This is a genomic window from Candidatus Enterococcus murrayae (assembly GCF_017315985.1).
GTDB lineage: Bacteria > Bacillota > Bacilli > Lactobacillales > Enterococcaceae > Enterococcus_A > Enterococcus_A murrayae.
Genome location: NZ_JAFLVR010000035.1, coordinates 44,569 through 59,760, shown reverse-complemented (window position 1 = coordinate 59,760; position 15,192 = coordinate 44,569). Strand labels below are relative to the sequence as shown.

The following is a 15,192-nucleotide window of genomic DNA, read 5'->3' as shown; positions in this document are numbered from 1 at the left end:
ATGAAGGAACACGAAGAATTTCAAGCGGTCAGTCAATTTTTTAAAATTTTGAGTGATCCGACACGTTTAAAAATTTTGATGTTTCTAAAAGAGGGAGAACGGAATGTTTCATCAATCAGCGAAACGTTGGCGATGGAGCAATCAGCTGTTTCTCATCAATTAAAATTATTACGTGATAATCGCTTAGTTAAAGCGCGTCGAGACGGGAAGGCAATGCTTTACAGCCTGGACGATCAACATGTCTTGGATGTTTTGGAGCAAACCTTTCGCCATGTCCTACATCAATAAAAGGGAGCTTTTCCAAAATTTTTGGAAAAGCTCTTTTTTTTTGCAGAAATTTTGTTATACTGATAGCTAACTATTAGAATACGATGAAATTACTTTTAATACGAATGTAATTTAGTGGAGGCGGATTATGGAAAAAGCAGTCAAGGTGGGTCTATTAGGTTTAGGTGTAGTAGGTACCGGTGTTTTAGAAATTTTGGCAGATCATCAAGAAAAAATTGAGAAAAGCATTGGCGGTCCCTTGGTTGTAACAAAAGCCTTGATTCGACCACAGGAAGATAAACGTGCTTTAGCTGAAAAATATGATTTGGAATTAGTCACAGAGTTGGATGCTATCTTAAAGGATCCTGAGATCGCAATTGTCGTAGAAGTAATGGGCCGCATTGAACCGGCGAAAACCTTTATTAAAGAGGCGTTGATGGCAGGGAAAAATGTAGTAACTGCGAATAAGGATCTACTGGCGCAGCATGGCAGCGAATTAGTGGATTTGGCGCGTGAGCAGCAGCGCAATCTGTATTATGAGGCTAGTGTTGCCGGCGGTATTCCGATATTACGGACCATCGCCAATAGCTTAGCTGCAGACGATATCACTGAGGTCTTGGGAATCGTCAACGGTACAACAAATTACATGCTGACTAAAATGGTTCAGGAGCATCGCACTTATGACGAAACATTGAAAGAGGCTCAAGAGCTTGGTTTTGCAGAAAGCGATCCAACGAATGATGTAGATGGTATTGATGCTGCGTATAAGATGGTCATTTTAAGTAAGTTTGCTTTTGGCATGTCTATTACGATGGATCAAGTAAAAATAAAAGGAATTCGCGGTTTGGCAGCAAAAGATGTTTCGATTGCTGATCAGCTTGGCTATACAGTAAAACTAATTGGTTCAACAATTAAAAAGAATGATACGATCTCGGTAGAAGTTGGACCAGTCTTAGTTCCTCATGAACATCCGCTTGCTTCGATCCACAATGAAATGAATGCTGTTTTTGTTAAAAGTTCAGGTATTGGTGAATCAATGTATTACGGACCAGGTGCAGGAGCACGACCAACTGCAACAAGTATTGTGGCAGATATGATGACAATTGTTAACAAAATGAAAAAGAATACAGTCGGCCATCGTTTTACTGGTTACACACAACCAACAAAGATTACATCGCCGAGCGAAAATATTAGTAAGTACTTCTTGTCTCTGGAAATGCCAGATCAGTCTGGTCAATTTTTGAAACTTGCTGAAATTATGACTGAGACAGAGGTTGGCTTTGAACAAGTCGTGCAGGAAAAAGGCGATGGTGAAACTGCGCGTGTCGTATTGATTACACACGAGACATCAGAAACAAAGATGGCGGCAATCCAACAAGAAATTAAAGAAAAAACTAGTTACAAATTATTGTCATTGATGAAAGTTATGGGGGAATAAGCATGTACGAAGGTTTATTAAAACAATATAAAGAGTATCTGCCAATTACAGACAAGACGCCTCAGATCGCTTTGGCGGAAGGAAACACACCGTTGATTCCTTTGAAAAATCTATCTAAGGAATTAGGGATTACACTTTATGGTAAATATGAAGGCTTGAATCCAACCGGTTCCTTCAAGGATCGCGGTATGGTGATGGCTGTTGCAAAAGCAGTAGAAGACGGTGCTAAGGCAATTATCTGTGCTTCAACTGGTAATACAAGCGCTGCAGCTGCAGCTTATGCAACACGAGCGGGGATCAAGGCATACGTTGTTATTCCCGATGGAAAAATTGCGATGGGCAAGCTAGCTCAAGCAATCGCCTATGGTGCGGATATCATTTCAATTCCTGGGAACTTTGACGAAGCATTAAAAGCTGTACGGGACATTGCTGAGACGGAAGCAGTGGCTCTAGTGAACTCAGTAAATCCTTATCGTTTGGAAGGACAAAAAACAGCTGCTTTTGAGATTTGCGAACAATTAGAAAAAGCACCGGATGTATTGGCGATACCTGTTGGAAATGCAGGGAATATTTCCGCTTACTGGAAAGGCTTCAAAGAATGGCATGAGAAAAAAGGAACTGATTTACCACGAATGCACGGCTTCGAAGCAGAAGGGGCAGCAGCAATCGTAAAAGGAGAAGTCATCGAAGCTCCAGAAACAGTGGCAACGGCAATTCGGATCGGTAATCCTGCAAGTTGGACATTGGCCGAAGCGGCACGCGATGAATCGAATGGTTTTATTGATTCAGTAACAGATGCAGAAATTTTAAATGCCTATCGCAAAGTTGCTGCACAAGAGGGTGTCTTTGTTGAACCTGGTTCAGCGGCTTCTCTAGCAGGAGTGATTCAACATGTAGAAAATGGTCGGATCAAACCTGGCGAAACGGTGGTTACGGTCTTCACTGGGAATGGATTAAAAGATCCTGATACAGCTATCAATGAAACAGATATTAAAATCAATAAGATGAGTGATTTGGAGGATATGCGCCGACACTTACGTGAAGGAGTGGCATCTCTATGAAAATCCGTGTCCCAGCAACCAGCGCCAATTTAGGTCCCGGTTTTGATTCTTGCGGGATTGCATTATCACAGTATCTAACTATTGATATTGGACCTGAAACAGCAAGTTGGCAGATTAAGCACAAATTAGGCAGCGACATTCCTTCAGATGAAAAAAATCTGTTAATCCAAACAGCCCTAGACTTAGCTCCTGATTTAACACCGCACAGAATTACGATGACCTCAGATATTCCTATTGCACGTGGGCTGGGAAGCAGTTCTTCGGTTGTTGTTGCAGGAATTGAGTTAGCTAATCGTTTGGGAAATCTAGGAATGACACCTCAGCAAAAAGTGAATTATGCAACAAAAATTGAAGGACACCCTGATAATGTTGCACCAGCGATTTGTGGTGATTTTGTAGTAGCAAGCTATAACAACGACGAAGTGAACTTTGTAAAGCACACGTTTCCTGATTGTGACGTGATTGCCTTCATTCCAAATCATGAGCTATTGACATCAGAAAGTCGTGCTGTTTTACCGAAAGAAATGTCGTATCGTGATGCGGTTAAGGCTAGCTCAATTGGAAATGTGATGATCGCGGCCGTTCTAAATGGTAATTTACCATTAGCTGGGAAAATGATGGAACGAGATATCTTGCATGAGAGTCACCGTCAGCATCTTGTACCTCACTTGAAAAAAATTCGTGAGTTCTGCAAAGCCGATGGCGGTTATGGTAGTTTTTTAAGTGGTGCAGGGCCTACTGTTTTGGTTCTAACACCGCCTGAGAATACAGAAAAACTAGTATCATCCTTAAAATCATTTGATCATGAAGCGATGATTGATATGCTTTCAGTGGAAAAAGAAGGCGTACAAATATTTTAATTGCGTAGAAAAGAAGAGTACAACGAATCGGACTTGACAGAGAGCTTCGGTAACTGAGAAGGAGCAGCAGCGATTCATTGGAAGATGGTCTTGGAGCAATACGGGAATGCCCGTTACAGCAGTTCGTAGCAATACGACAAAAGATCAGTCTTGTGAGAGACTGATGAACTAAGGTGGTACCACGGAACTCCCGTCCTTTCAAATATGAAAAGACGGGAGTTTTTTTGTCAGTTCTGCAGCTAGTTTCAAGATTGACAAAATATGATACTGCTCAAACATCGGCGTAACAAAAATCATGTTTATTTTAAGCTGTATTTGTTGACTATACTAATTCGAACTAGGAGGAAGAAAGATGGAATTTGAAACAAAATGTTTACATGCTGGTTATCAACCGGAAAATGGAGGGCCTCGAGTGTTGCCAATCGTTCAGAGTACGACCTACGCGTATGACTCTACCGATGAGATTGGAAAATTATTCGATTTGGAAGCGGCAGGTTACTTTTATACTCGTTTGGCAAATCCAACAACTGGCGCTGTAGAAGAAAAAATTGCGGCATTAGAGGGGGGCGTTGGAGCGCTATGCACATCTTCAGGTCAAGCGGCAACGTTCTATGCTGTGCTTAATATTTTAGAAGCGGGAGACCATTTGATTTCATCCAGCTATATTTATGGCGGAACGTATAATCTGTTTGCTCATACCTTTAGAAAAATGGGGATCGAAGTGACATTTATCGATCAAGATGCTTCAAAAGAAGATATAGTGAAAGCGGCAAAACCAAATACTAAAGCAATTTTTGGTGAAACAATTGCAAATCCTGCGGTAAAAGTTTTGGATCAGGAGAAATTTGCGACTATAGCTAAAGAATTAGACATTCCATTCATCATCGACAACACCTTTGCAACACCATACTTCTGTCGTCCAATTGAATTTGGAGCAGACATTGTTATTCACAGCACTACAAAGTATTTGGATGGACATGCCGTTCAAACAGGAGGTGTGATCGTAGACGGCGGAACATTCGACTGGAACAATGGGAAGTTCCCACAGCTTTCCGAGCCAGATGAAACGTATCATGGCATCGTTTATACTGAGAAATTCGGCCAAGCTGCTTATATTACCAAAGCCCGTGTTCAATTGATGCGTGATTTAGGTGCAACGCCTTCGCCACAAAATTCGTTCTTGCTTAACTTGGGAATGGAAACATTGCCTGTTCGGATGGACCGTCACTATCAAAATGCGATGACTGTAGCAAAATTTCTAACGGATCAAAAAGCGATTGAGAATGTCTATTATCCTGGTTTGGAAAAGGACGAAAATTATGAGTTGGCACAAAAATATGTACCGAATGGCTTGTGCGGAGTAATTTCTGTTGAATTTGCTGATGGAAAAGAGACTGCGGCGAAATGGCTGGATGCTCTAAAACTTGTTTCATTGGAGGTCCACGTAGCGGATATTCGCACATGTGCATTGCATCCTGCAACTTCTACCCATCGTCAACTAACAGATGAAGAATTGCAACAAGCGGGAATCTCCCCGGGCCTTGTTCGTTTATCCTGTGGGATAGAAAATGTGAATGATATTCTTGCTGATCTGCAGCAGGCCTTTGATGAATTGGAGGGGTAACTTATGCCGATTCGCTTAGAGCCCGATTTTCCAGCGAAATCGGTGTTGGAATCTGAGGATATTTTTGCGATTGATAATTCGCGGGCGGAACAGCAGGATATTCGACCGTTAAAGCTATTGATCCTAAATTTAATGCCGAACAAGATCGATACAGAGATTCATTTATTGCGTTTGATCAGTCAAAGTCCATTGCAGATCGATGTGGATTTTTTGAAGGTTGCCAGTCATGAACACAAGAACACGAGCAAAACACACTTAGATAAATTCTATTTAGAATTTTCACAAGTTAAAGACACTTGTTATGACGGATTGATTATCACTGGTGCGCCAGTGGAGCAGTTGGCTTTTGAAGAAGTCGATTATTGGGCAGAATTAGTGGAAATTATGGATTGGAGTCAGCTATCAGTAACTTCAGTTGTGCATATCTGCTGGGGGGCACAGGCGGGCTTGTACCATCATTTTGGTATTGATAAAGTTCCATTCAAAGAAAAATTATTTGGGATATATAAGCAAGAAATCGAGCATCATTTTCGTTTGTTCAGAGGATTTGATGATCGCTTTTGGATGCCTCAATCACGATATACTGGAATTAACGAAGAGCAGGTCCGTCAGAAAAAAATTAAAGTGATCGCAAAAGATGAGGAAGAGAGGTCGGCTATTTTAATTTCGGAAGATGAACACGATGTCTTTTTGTTGGGGCATTTCGAGTATGCGACCAATACATTAGAAAAAGAATATCTGCGTGATCATGATCGTGGGATCACTACAGCTAAACCAGAGAATTATTACGAGGATGGAAAAATCCATAATTATTGGCGTGCACAAGCTCATTTGTTTTATCATAATTGGTTGAACGATGTTTACCAAATTACTCCCTATCGGTTAGAAAAAATTCGTGAATTACAAAAGAAAAGAAAGCTGAGATCATATTGATCTTAGCTTTCTTCTTCCATAAAGTAATAACTGTGGTCTTCCAGATCCAGAGCACTCATAATCATAGCTGCAGTCTCTTCAATGGATAATGTTGCAACATTGATGATCTCACAACCCAATTTATGATAAAGTTCGTTGGCAAATTTCAGTTCTGCTTGAATTTTCTCACGGTCTGAATAAGCCGTTTCAGGATTCAAACCATAAGCCCGCATACGTTCTTTGCGGATGCCGATCAATACTTCTGGATCGTTGGTCAAGCCAACAATTTTTTTCGGATCAATCTCGAATAATTGCTTCGGAATGTGCGCTTGCGGAATCAAGGGCAAGTTGGCAACTTTTAAGTTTTTATTGGCCAAATATAAACTTAGAGGTGTTTTTGACGTACGAGATACCCCAAGTAACACGACATCGGCTTCTAAAAAGCCGCGAGGATCCTTTCCGTCGTCGTATTTCACTGCGAATTCCATTGCTTTGATTCGTTTGAAATAATTTTCGTTCAGATGATGTAATGCGCCTCTTTCGCCTGTCGGTTCAAGGTGCGCGCGTCGACCAATTTCACTAACGACAGGGTTTAACAAATCCATTGTAAACAAGTCTTCGTTATCACAAAAATCTTTAGCAATTTTAGATAATGTTGGATCGATCAGTGTATAGATGATCATTCCGTTTTCGGCCTTGGCATCATTCAAAGCCTTCATCAATAATTCTTCTGTATGTACAAATGTACGACGGAAGAGACAAAATTCCACAGTAGGGTATTGTGCCATCGAGGCTTGTGCCAACTTAGAGGCGGTTTCTCCAGCAGAATCGGAGATGATGAAAATAGTGACTAACTCATTCTGTTTTTCGCTATCCATAAGAAAAACTCCCTTGCAATCAGTAATAATTTATTATACCATACTGTTTATTCGGAATCATTACACTTTGAAACGAGGGAGAACATGACACAGACGACCTTATTAGAAAAAGCCTTGGCGAAAGTAAAAGAAAATGGCTTTAAGTATACAAAAAAACGTGAAACGTTATTAGATTATTTGATCAAGTGCAATCGCTATGTCGCTGCTCGTGAAGTTTATGAGTATTTAAATGACCAATTTCCCGGACTGAGCTATGATACAGTGTATCGTAATTTAAGAGAATTCTGTGAAATTGGATTGATTGAAGATACTGAACTGCAAGGAGAAATGAAATTCCGCTTTAGCTGCAGTGAAAATTTTGAACACCATCATCATTTTATTTGTACTGTATGTGGAATGACGAAGGAAATCCATATGTGCCCGATGACCTTTTTTAAAGAACAATTAGATGGTTGTGAAATCGAAGGACATCGCTTTGAATTGTACGGTCGATGCGAGAAATGTCAAAAACTTCATGAATAAATTAAGAATTAAAATTCTTCAGTACCTTGACTCAAAATAGACCATTGGATATAATAACTTATGGACGGTCTTGTTGTTTGGAAGTACATTTCAATAACAAAAACGGTTACATTTCAAGCCCGGAGGGAGGGAATTTATATGTCAAAAACAGTGGTTCGTAAAAATGAATCTCTTGACGATGCTCTTCGTCGCTTCAAACGTTCCGTTTCAAAAGCAGGGACTCTACAAGAATCTCGCAAACGTGAATTTTATGAAAAGCCAAGTGTGAAACGTAAGAAAAAATCAGAAGCAGCTAGAAAACGTAAGAAATTCTAGTCTGTCAACGGAGTGATTTGATGTCACTACTTACTACCTTGAATGAAGACATGAAGCAAGCGATGCGAGCAAAAGATAAAGAGACTTTGCAAGTGATTCGGATGCTTAAAGCTTCGATTCAAAATGAGCAAATTAAAAAAGGTCAGGATTTAAATGACGAGGAAGAATTGACTGTGTTATCTCGTGAGATGAAACAGCGTCGTGATTCTCTAGCCGAGTTTGAAAAAGCTGATCGCACCGATTTGGCTGATAAAGTCAAAAAGGAAATCGTGGTTGTTGAAAAATATTTGCCGGCTCAGCTTTCTGAAGAGGAGATTCGTGCAATTGTTCAAGAAGCAATGACAACAACAGGAGCGACTTCACCAAAAGAATTTGGTAAAGTAATGGGCGCAGTGATGCCGAAGGTCAAAGGCAAAGCCGATGGCAATCAAGTCAATGCGATCGTTAAAGAGCTTCTAAACAATTAAGCAATAACGAAAGCCGAGAGAGTTTTCTCTCGGCTTTTTTTGAACCTTAAAGAAACTATAAAAAATCCATAAGTAAAAACATTGAATCCACAGCTTTAACGATGTCCGGCTTCACGAACGAGCTTTATCGACCATAAGCGAAAATGTTGTTAATTCTGAGAAACGCCAAGTAGGTAACAATCAACGTCAGCTCCTAAAGGTCACTGCGTTTCTTGTCAACTCATCAAAATTTTAGTCTTATTGCTGCGAGACACAGCGATCGTACTTTGGAGCTGAGGTGGAACAATACCTATTTGGTGTCAAAAGCTGAGTGAGTTCAAGAAGCCTTTCTAATCATTCCATCTTTTCATAGAATAGCAAGTACGAGATAAATATAGTTTGAAACGTTCTAAAGACTGAACAAGCTTGTTTAGTTGGATGATATCCGAATTGGTTTTTGATTTTCGCTTTCTTCTATATTAGTAGTTTTTCGCACCGAGAATAAAACAAACTTTTGTTTCTAAAGATATGAACATTTTTTTCAGAAGCAAAAAATATACATATAATTATTAATTGAAGGATCAGATATGGAGCATAAGTAAGCAACGATTCGCATTCTTTTTAAGGAAAGTTTAGACAATTTTTCTTTTATTTAGAGTGTGGTATTATAAGAAGGAATGATTTATGAAGGGATGAGCGCTTGTTGAATAGCAACGATTTTGAGTCGTTAGAAATAAAGCTTGATGGAAAAGATGACATCAGTATGCTTTTAGGTACCCATGATAAACATGTAAAATTTTTAGAAGACAATACAGAGACAACGATCAATACTCGTGGTGAAACGATCCAGATTATTGGTCCGAAAGAAGAAGCAAAGTTAGTAGGAGACATTATTCGAACACTGCAGATTTTAATTGATCGTGGAATCAAAGTGGCTACGCCTGACGTGATGACTGCATTGCGATTAGGACGTGAAAATCACTTAGATGAGTTTGTTATGATGTATGAAGAGGAATTATTAAAGGATCGCAATGGAAAACCGATTCGTCCCAAAAATATTGGTCAAAGTCGTTACATTGCAGCAATTCGGAAGTCAGATGTAGTGTTTGGCGTTGGACCGGCTGGGACAGGGAAGACCTATTTAGCGATCGTGATGGCAATAGCTGCGTTGAAAAAGGGTGAGGTACAACGTATTATTTTGACGCGTCCAGCTGTAGAAGCCGGTGAGAGCTTAGGTTTCTTGCCAGGAGACTTAAAAGAAAAGGTTGATCCTTATCTGCGTCCAATGTATGATGCCTTGCATCAGATTTTTGGTGTGGAGCATACCAATCGTTTATTAGAGCGAGGAGTAATTGAAATTGCTCCCCTTGCATATATGCGCGGCCGAACGCTGGATGATGCCTTTGTCATATTAGATGAAGCTCAGAATACCACGATTTCACAAATGAAGATGTTTTTGACACGACTTGGCTTCAACTCCAAGATGATCGTTAACGGGGATACTTCTCAGGTGGACCTTCCAAGAGGACAAGTCAGCGGACTGATCCATGCGGAAAGAACGCTACAAGGAATCAAGAAGATTCGTTTCGTGAATTTTGAAGCTGGAGATGTAGTAAGGCATCCTGTTGTGGCAGAGATCATAGAGGCATATGAGCATGAGAACCTACGACATCAAGAAAAGTAGTCAGGAGGGAATTGGATGTTAAATCGACCCATCAATAACTTGCTGAAAAAGTTAGGTTCAAAATTTATACCGATCATTCTAGGTGTCTTTTCGATTGTTTTGGTTTTGACGATGCTTTCCAGTGTCATTCAAAAAAGTGTGGATTATAAAGAAGGTCAAGTTGCAACAGAAAGTATTCGTGCTAATAAAACGATTGAAAATAAGGCTGAAACAAATCAGAAGCGGCAGCTCGCTGCAGAAGCAGTTACGCCTGAATATACTTTTCAAGCTGATTTGGCGCAGACGCAGCATGATCGAATTAGTCAATTAATCACATTGATCCAAAAGGCGAACAGTGATTTAGATAAGAGTTATCAAACGAAGGTATCACAAGCCAAAGATGGAGAGAAGATTCCTCAGCCGACAGTTGATGAACGTGTCGCGGCAGTTAAAAAGAATTTTGAAGGCTTGGATCAAGACGCAGTGACATTTTACCAACAGCTGCCAGAGGATTTTTATCAAGCCGTTGTTCAATTAAACGCGACAGAATTGACGAAGGTCGGAACAGAAAGTTTGAAGCTGCTGGATGAACAAATGGCGAAGCGTATTCGTCAAAATGATTTAGCGGAGTATAAGCAGCAAGCCGTTGATAAAATTCAGAACTTAGGTTTGTCGGATGAATCGACCCAGGCAATGCGCTATCTGCTGGAGAAGGGGATCGTCATCAATGATTCGTTAAACCAAAAGCGGACGGATGAACTGAAAGAACAGGCCAGTGACTCTGTTCAGCCGGTAATGATCTTTCAAGGTGAAGTGATTGTTCGTGAAGGCAGTCAAATTGACGCGAATGCGATCAATAAGTTAAAACTATTAGGGTTAACCAGCTCAAGTACCTCGATCTTTCCTTTGATCGCGATGATTTTGGCTGCGATTTTGCAGGGCGTCTTACTGTGGTTCTATAGTCGTCAGTTTGAAGTTGAGTTTCAGCGTGTACGATTCATTTTATTTTATAGTGCGACGATGACGATCGGTGTTTTCATCATGAAAATACTGCAATCTTTTCAAGGAGCAACCTCTAACAATCTGGCTCTGTTCTTTCCAGCTGCTTTCATGCCGTTGATTTTGACTGTTTTCGTTAATCGACGGGCAGGAGCATTGTCAGCTGTTTTCCAAACCGTTTTTGCTTTGTTCATTTATTACAAAGCAATTGGAACAAATATGCTGCCAGTTATTTTGATGACGTATCTTTTTTCTGGAACTTTGGCTGTTATGGTTAAGCAGAAGCGGTTGTCTGATCAGGTGAAACAAGCAATGCTGTGGATCGTAGCATTTCCGATTGCTTGGTCATTCATTTTAAGCATCTACCAAGGAATGTCTTTTACAGACTCACAAACATGGGGGCTATTGCTGAGCGCTTTTGCAGCGAGCATGCTTTCCTTTATTATGGGAATGGGACTTCAACCGTATATTGAGATTTTAGTAACAGACAGCGGTGTGATTACTTTAAATGAATTAAGTAATCCCAATCATCCGCTACTAAAGGAGTTATTAGAAAAAGCGCCAGGGACATATCATCATTCAATGATGGTGGCCAATTTGAGTGCCAATGCGGTAGCCGAAATCGGCGGTCGTTCACTTCTAACTCGAGTGGCTTGCTATTATCATGATATTGGTAAAATTCGTCATGCGAACTTCTTCGTAGAAAATCTGCCGACAGGAGCTGAGAACCCGCATAACTTTTTATTACCGGAGGATAGTAAGCAAATCATCTTTGGACATGTTATCGAAGGGGCGAAGATTCTAAAGGAATATAAGATGCCTCAGATGGTGATCGATATTTGTTATCAGCACCATGGGACGACGTTGATGCAATTTTTCTACCATAAGGCAAAGGATCGAAATCCTGAAACAACAGAGGCTGATTTTCGTTATCCTGGACCTAAGCCGCAGACACGCGAAGCTGGCGTTGTCAACATTGCAGACAGCTGTGAAGCAGCGGTTAGGGCAATGGATCATCCTTCAATTGATAAGATTACTGAATTTGTTCATACGTTGATCGAAGAACGAATCAATGATGGACAATTAGACGATTCTGGTTTGACGCTAAAAGAAATTCGAATCGTCGAAAAATCACTGATCAGCGGATTAAGCTCGACCTTCCATTCACGGATCAAATATCCTCGAATGCAATCAGAAGCGGAAAAGATGAAAGAAGAGCAAGAGAAAAAAGGGGAAGAGTAATGGATATTACTTTTATTGACGAAACAGAGCAAGTCTCTGAAGAGAAGATTCAAGAAATCGATGGCGTCCTGCAATTTGCAGCAGATTATTTAGAACTGCCAAAAGATACGGAGATGTCCGTTACCTTTATGGATAATGCAGCGATTCAGGTCATTAACCGTGATTATCGCGGCAAAGATGCGCCGACCGATGTAATCAGTTTTGCATTGGAAGAAGAAGGTGAAAATGAAGTTCCGATCATCATGGATGAAGAGGATCCGATGCCGCGGAATCTTGGGGACATCATGATTTCTACTGAACGTGCTCGCGAGCAAGCAGAAGAATATGGGCATAGCTTTGATCGTGAATTAGGGTTTTTAGCCGTACATGGTTTTTTACATATCAATGGGTACGACCACATGACTCCTGATGATGAGAAAGAGATGTTTGGTCTACAGAAAGAGATATTAGATGCCTATGGACTTAAAAGATAAAACAGAAAAAAATAAGCATTTTATTACGTCTTTAGAGTTTGCTATTCAAGGGATCCGGACGGTCTTTCAAGAGGAGCGCAATATGCGTGCGCACGTAGTCTTTGGACTGATGGCTATTTTAGTGGCATTTTTATTGGGTGTATCTGTACTAGAATGGCTATGGATTTTTCTAGCAGTTTTTCTAGTCTGGATCGTGGAAATCATCAATACCGTATTTGAAAATGTAGTGGATATGGTCACCGACTGTCATTTTCATCCGATCGGAAAAAAAATCAAAGATATGGCTGCTGGAGCAGTTTTAGTCACTTCAGTATTTGCCATTATCGTAGGTGTGATCATCTTCTTACCAAAAATTATTGAACTTTTTCTTTAAAAATGAGTACGTAAGGTTCAGAAAGGAACTTTTTCATGTCAGAACATAAATCAGGTTTTGTAGCGATTGTTGGCCGGCCAAATGTCGGAAAATCAACGCTGCTAAATCGTATCGTAGGACAAAAAATCGCCATCATGAGTGATAAAGCCCAAACGACCAGAAATAAAATTCAAGGAGTTTATACGACTCCAGAAGCCCAAATCGTTTTTATTGATACACCGGGGATCCACAAACCAAAGCATCGTTTAGGTGATTACATGGTGGAGATGGCCTATAGTGCATTAAGAGAAGTTGATGCGATTCTTTTTATGGTCAGCGCGGATCAAAAACGTGGACGCGGCGATGACTTTATTTTAGAACGTTTGAGCAAGCAAGAGGTTCCAGTCTACTTAGTAATCAATAAGATTGACACGATTCATCCAGACGAGTTGTTGGCAATTATCGATGACTACCGTACGATTATGGATTTCAAGGAAATTATTCCAATCTCAGCAACTGAAGGGAATAATGTTGAGCATTTATTAGAAGTTTTAGTTGAGCAAATGGATGAGGGCCCACAATATTTCCCCGAGGATCAAATCACAGACCATCCAGAATACTTTATCGTATCTGAATTGATTCGTGAAAAAGTTCTGAGTTTAACACGTGACGAGGTGCCGCATTCTGTAGCTGTTGTGACCGAATCAATGAAGCGTGATGAGAACGACAAGGTTCATATCCAGGCAACTATCATTGTCGAGCGCACCAGTCAAAAAGGAATCATTATCGGAAAAGGCGGCAAGATGTTGAAAAATATCGGAATTCAGGCCCGTAAAGATATTGAGACTCTTTTGGCCGACAAAGTCTATTTAGAGCTTTGGGTAAAGGTACAAAAGGACTGGCGTGATAAACAAACGTATTTACAAGATTACGGCTATCGGAAAGACGATTATTAATGAAGCGGGGCTTCACGATTCTTTCGTGGAGCTTTTCCTCATTGTTTGAAAGAATGAACGAGATTCAAATGAAATGATTTGCCCGCTGGTTATCAAAGGATCAGCGATGTATTAGTCGCAAAAGGAGGTGAATCTATGGCACAGATAGGCGAAACAAAGGGCATTATTCTATTCAGTCGCGATTATAAAGAAAAGGACAAGCTGATCAAGATATTTACTGAATCAGCTGGGAAGGTGATGTTTTTCGCCAAAGGCATCCATCGTGCCAATAATCCATTGCAAACAGCTGTACAACCGTTCACAGAAGCAGTGTTTATCGGAAATTTGAAAGCAGATGGCTTATCATTTCTGAACAGTGCGAAGGAGATTCATCCTATGCGCAGGCTGCAGGAAGATATCTTTTTGAATGCTTACGGTTCTTATATTCTAGGATTGACCGATGCGGCGATTGAAGACCATATATACGATCCGTCATTATATGGATTTACACGTGAGGCATTGCAGCGGATGAATGATGGAGCCGATGGTGAGACGATCATGAATATTTTTGAAGTACAGATTATGCAGCGGTTTGGTGTCTCGCTGAATTGGCAGGCTTGTGGAGTATGTGGCAAGAAAACGGGCGCCTTTGATTTTTCTTCAAAGTACAATGGGATTCTTTGCGAAGAACATTGGCATTTGGATCAGCATCGCTATCACGCTGATCCTCGGGCAATCTACTTTATTCGGATGTTCAACAGCATTACTTATGAAAATATCAATACGATCAACTTAAAGTCTGAAACCAAGAAAACGATCCGACGAACACTTGATCAGTTGTACGATGAGTACATTGGATTGCATTTAAAAAGTAAAAAATTCATTGATCAGATGAGTGAGTGGCAGGATGTTCTAAAACCGAAAGATGAAAAGTAATCTGCAGAACCTAATGGGTGCTGCAGATTTTTTTGTCATTATTAAAAGTACAGTGTGGACTGCTCCTCCTTATATCCATTCAAACGACGGAGTTAAAACAGGCGTATGGACTTATACGGCTGTTTTTTTTGATCTATCAACGTAAAAATGAAGAGAGCGCGTCAAAGATGCAAAAAATCAAGTTCAAAGAAATACCTATGAATCAATTTTTGCAAAAAAATGGTGGTTTCACAGATTTTCATTGCTAATTTATGATAAAGTGATTAATA

16 protein-coding genes are annotated in these 15,192 nt (G+C 40.3%); 15 read left to right on the top strand and 1 reads right to left on the bottom strand.

The genetic code is table 11. The features are described 5' to 3' along the window. From JZO85_RS14940 to JZO85_RS14915, 6 genes are all read left to right on the top strand, one after another. Nucleotides 1-288, top strand: a complete 288-nt coding sequence (locus JZO85_RS14940; protein WP_088931815.1) for an ArsR/SmtB family transcription factor — start codon at nucleotides 1-3, stop codon at nucleotides 286-288. 127 nt (nucleotides 289-415) lie between these two features. After that, a complete protein-coding gene (locus tag JZO85_RS14935; RefSeq protein ID WP_207109324.1) occupies nucleotides 416-1,705 on the top strand; it encodes a homoserine dehydrogenase in 1,290 nt (429 codons plus the stop codon). A gap of 2 nt (nucleotides 1,706-1,707) precedes the next feature. Further along, the gene (thrC, locus tag JZO85_RS14930; protein WP_207109323.1) at nucleotides 1,708-2,766 is read left to right on the top strand and encodes a threonine synthase; all 1,059 of its coding nucleotides are present in this window, start codon (nucleotides 1,708-1,710) and stop codon (nucleotides 2,764-2,766) included. Beyond that, nucleotides 2,763-3,626, top strand: a complete 864-nt coding sequence (gene thrB / locus JZO85_RS14925) for a homoserine kinase (RefSeq protein WP_207109322.1) — start codon at nucleotides 2,763-2,765, stop codon at nucleotides 3,624-3,626. Before thrC ends, thrB begins: the two co-directional genes overlap by 4 nt. 352 nt (nucleotides 3,627-3,978) lie before the next feature. Next, nucleotides 3,979-5,250 (top strand): O-acetylhomoserine aminocarboxypropyltransferase/cysteine synthase family protein, encoded by a 1,272-nt coding sequence (locus tag JZO85_RS14920; protein ID WP_207109321.1) that lies wholly within the window; start codon nucleotides 3,979-3,981, stop codon nucleotides 5,248-5,250. Between the two features lie 3 nt (nucleotides 5,251-5,253). Next, complete coding sequence (locus tag JZO85_RS14915) at nucleotides 5,254-6,183, top strand: homoserine O-succinyltransferase (protein WP_207109320.1); 930 nt, start codon at nucleotides 5,254-5,256, stop codon at nucleotides 6,181-6,183. Nucleotides 6,184-6,185: 2 nt separating this feature from the next. On the opposite strand, the gene JZO85_RS14910 is transcribed toward JZO85_RS14915, so the two are convergent. Next, nucleotides 6,186-7,040, bottom strand: coding sequence for a pyruvate, water dikinase regulatory protein (locus tag JZO85_RS14910; RefSeq protein ID WP_207109319.1), 855 nt, complete (start codon nucleotides 7,038-7,040; stop codon nucleotides 6,186-6,188). An 84-nt stretch (nucleotides 7,041-7,124) separates the two neighbouring features. Between JZO85_RS14910 and JZO85_RS14905 the strand changes: the two genes are divergently transcribed. The 9 genes from JZO85_RS14905 to recO all read left to right on the top strand — a co-directional run bounded on the left by JZO85_RS14905 (nucleotide 7,125) and on the right by recO (nucleotide 14,923). Beyond that, nucleotides 7,125-7,562 carry a Fur family transcriptional regulator gene (locus JZO85_RS14905; RefSeq protein ID WP_207109318.1) on the top strand — a complete coding sequence of 146 codons (438 nt, stop codon included), beginning with the start codon at nucleotides 7,125-7,127 and terminating at the stop codon, nucleotides 7,560-7,562. A gap of 138 nt (nucleotides 7,563-7,700) precedes the next feature. Further along, nucleotides 7,701-7,877 carry a 30S ribosomal protein S21 gene (gene rpsU, locus JZO85_RS14900; protein ID WP_002356740.1) on the top strand — a complete coding sequence of 59 codons (177 nt, stop codon included), beginning with the start codon at nucleotides 7,701-7,703 and terminating at the stop codon, nucleotides 7,875-7,877. 20 nt (nucleotides 7,878-7,897) lie between these two features. Next, nucleotides 7,898-8,344: a GatB/YqeY domain-containing protein gene (locus tag JZO85_RS14895; protein WP_207109317.1), complete on the top strand. Its 447-nt coding sequence runs from the start codon at nucleotides 7,898-7,900 to the stop codon at nucleotides 8,342-8,344. 742 nt (nucleotides 8,345-9,086) lie between these two features. Beyond that, on the top strand, nucleotides 9,087-10,007 hold the full coding sequence (locus JZO85_RS14890; protein ID WP_207109446.1) for a PhoH family protein: 921 nt from the start codon (nucleotides 9,087-9,089) through the stop codon (nucleotides 10,005-10,007). A 15-nt stretch (nucleotides 10,008-10,022) separates the two neighbouring features. Then, nucleotides 10,023-12,227: an HD family phosphohydrolase gene (locus tag JZO85_RS14885; protein WP_207109316.1), complete on the top strand. Its 2,205-nt coding sequence runs from the start codon at nucleotides 10,023-10,025 to the stop codon at nucleotides 12,225-12,227. Then, nucleotides 12,227-12,700 carry an rRNA maturation RNase YbeY gene (gene ybeY / locus JZO85_RS14880; RefSeq protein WP_207109315.1) on the top strand — a complete coding sequence of 158 codons (474 nt, stop codon included), beginning with the start codon at nucleotides 12,227-12,229 and terminating at the stop codon, nucleotides 12,698-12,700. Before JZO85_RS14885 ends, ybeY begins: the two co-directional genes overlap by 1 nt. Further along, nucleotides 12,678-13,073, top strand: coding sequence for a diacylglycerol kinase family protein (locus JZO85_RS14875; RefSeq protein WP_207109314.1), 396 nt, complete (start codon nucleotides 12,678-12,680; stop codon nucleotides 13,071-13,073). Before ybeY ends, JZO85_RS14875 begins: the two co-directional genes overlap by 23 nt. A 35-nt stretch (nucleotides 13,074-13,108) precedes the next feature. Continuing rightward, nucleotides 13,109-14,008, top strand: coding sequence for a GTPase Era (gene era, locus JZO85_RS14870; RefSeq protein WP_207109313.1), 900 nt, complete (start codon nucleotides 13,109-13,111; stop codon nucleotides 14,006-14,008). A 135-nt stretch (nucleotides 14,009-14,143) separates the two neighbouring features. Then, nucleotides 14,144-14,923 carry a DNA repair protein RecO gene (gene recO / locus JZO85_RS14865; RefSeq protein WP_207109312.1) on the top strand — a complete coding sequence of 260 codons (780 nt, stop codon included), beginning with the start codon at nucleotides 14,144-14,146 and terminating at the stop codon, nucleotides 14,921-14,923. Nucleotides 14,924-15,192: the final 269 nt, after the last annotated feature.

What these genes read in the sequence shown, in the direction of transcription:
- JZO85_RS14935 (WP_207109324.1), top strand. Translation starts at nt 416, where the DNA reads ATGGAAAAAGCAGTCAAGGTGGGTCTATTAGGTTTAGGTGTAGTAGGT.
- JZO85_RS14890 (WP_207109446.1), top strand. Translation starts at nt 9,087, where the DNA reads ATGCTTTTAGGTACCCATGATAAACATGTAAAATTTTTAGAAGACAAT.
- rpsU (WP_002356740.1), top strand. Translation starts at nt 7,701, where the DNA reads ATGTCAAAAACAGTGGTTCGTAAAAATGAATCTCTTGACGATGCTCTT.
- JZO85_RS14885 (WP_207109316.1), top strand. Translation starts at nt 10,023, where the DNA reads ATGTTAAATCGACCCATCAATAACTTGCTGAAAAAGTTAGGTTCAAAA.
- JZO85_RS14905 (WP_207109318.1), top strand. Translation starts at nt 7,125, where the DNA reads ATGACACAGACGACCTTATTAGAAAAAGCCTTGGCGAAAGTAAAAGAA.
- JZO85_RS14910 (WP_207109319.1), bottom strand. Translation starts at nt 7,040, where the DNA reads ATGGATAGCGAAAAACAGAATGAGTTAGTCACTATTTTCATCATCTCC.
- recO (WP_207109312.1), top strand. Translation starts at nt 14,144, where the DNA reads ATGGCACAGATAGGCGAAACAAAGGGCATTATTCTATTCAGTCGCGAT.
- thrC (WP_207109323.1), top strand. Translation starts at nt 1,708, where the DNA reads ATGTACGAAGGTTTATTAAAACAATATAAAGAGTATCTGCCAATTACA.
- JZO85_RS14875 (WP_207109314.1), top strand. Translation starts at nt 12,678, where the DNA reads ATGCCTATGGACTTAAAAGATAAAACAGAAAAAAATAAGCATTTTATT.
- thrB (WP_207109322.1), top strand. Translation starts at nt 2,763, where the DNA reads ATGAAAATCCGTGTCCCAGCAACCAGCGCCAATTTAGGTCCCGGTTTT.
- era (WP_207109313.1), top strand. Translation starts at nt 13,109, where the DNA reads ATGTCAGAACATAAATCAGGTTTTGTAGCGATTGTTGGCCGGCCAAAT.
- JZO85_RS14915 (WP_207109320.1), top strand. Translation starts at nt 5,254, where the DNA reads ATGCCGATTCGCTTAGAGCCCGATTTTCCAGCGAAATCGGTGTTGGAA.
- JZO85_RS14920 (WP_207109321.1), top strand. Translation starts at nt 3,979, where the DNA reads ATGGAATTTGAAACAAAATGTTTACATGCTGGTTATCAACCGGAAAAT.
- JZO85_RS14940 (WP_088931815.1), top strand. Translation starts at nt 1, where the DNA reads ATGAAGGAACACGAAGAATTTCAAGCGGTCAGTCAATTTTTTAAAATT.
- ybeY (WP_207109315.1), top strand. Translation starts at nt 12,227, where the DNA reads ATGGATATTACTTTTATTGACGAAACAGAGCAAGTCTCTGAAGAGAAG.
- JZO85_RS14895 (WP_207109317.1), top strand. Translation starts at nt 7,898, where the DNA reads ATGTCACTACTTACTACCTTGAATGAAGACATGAAGCAAGCGATGCGA.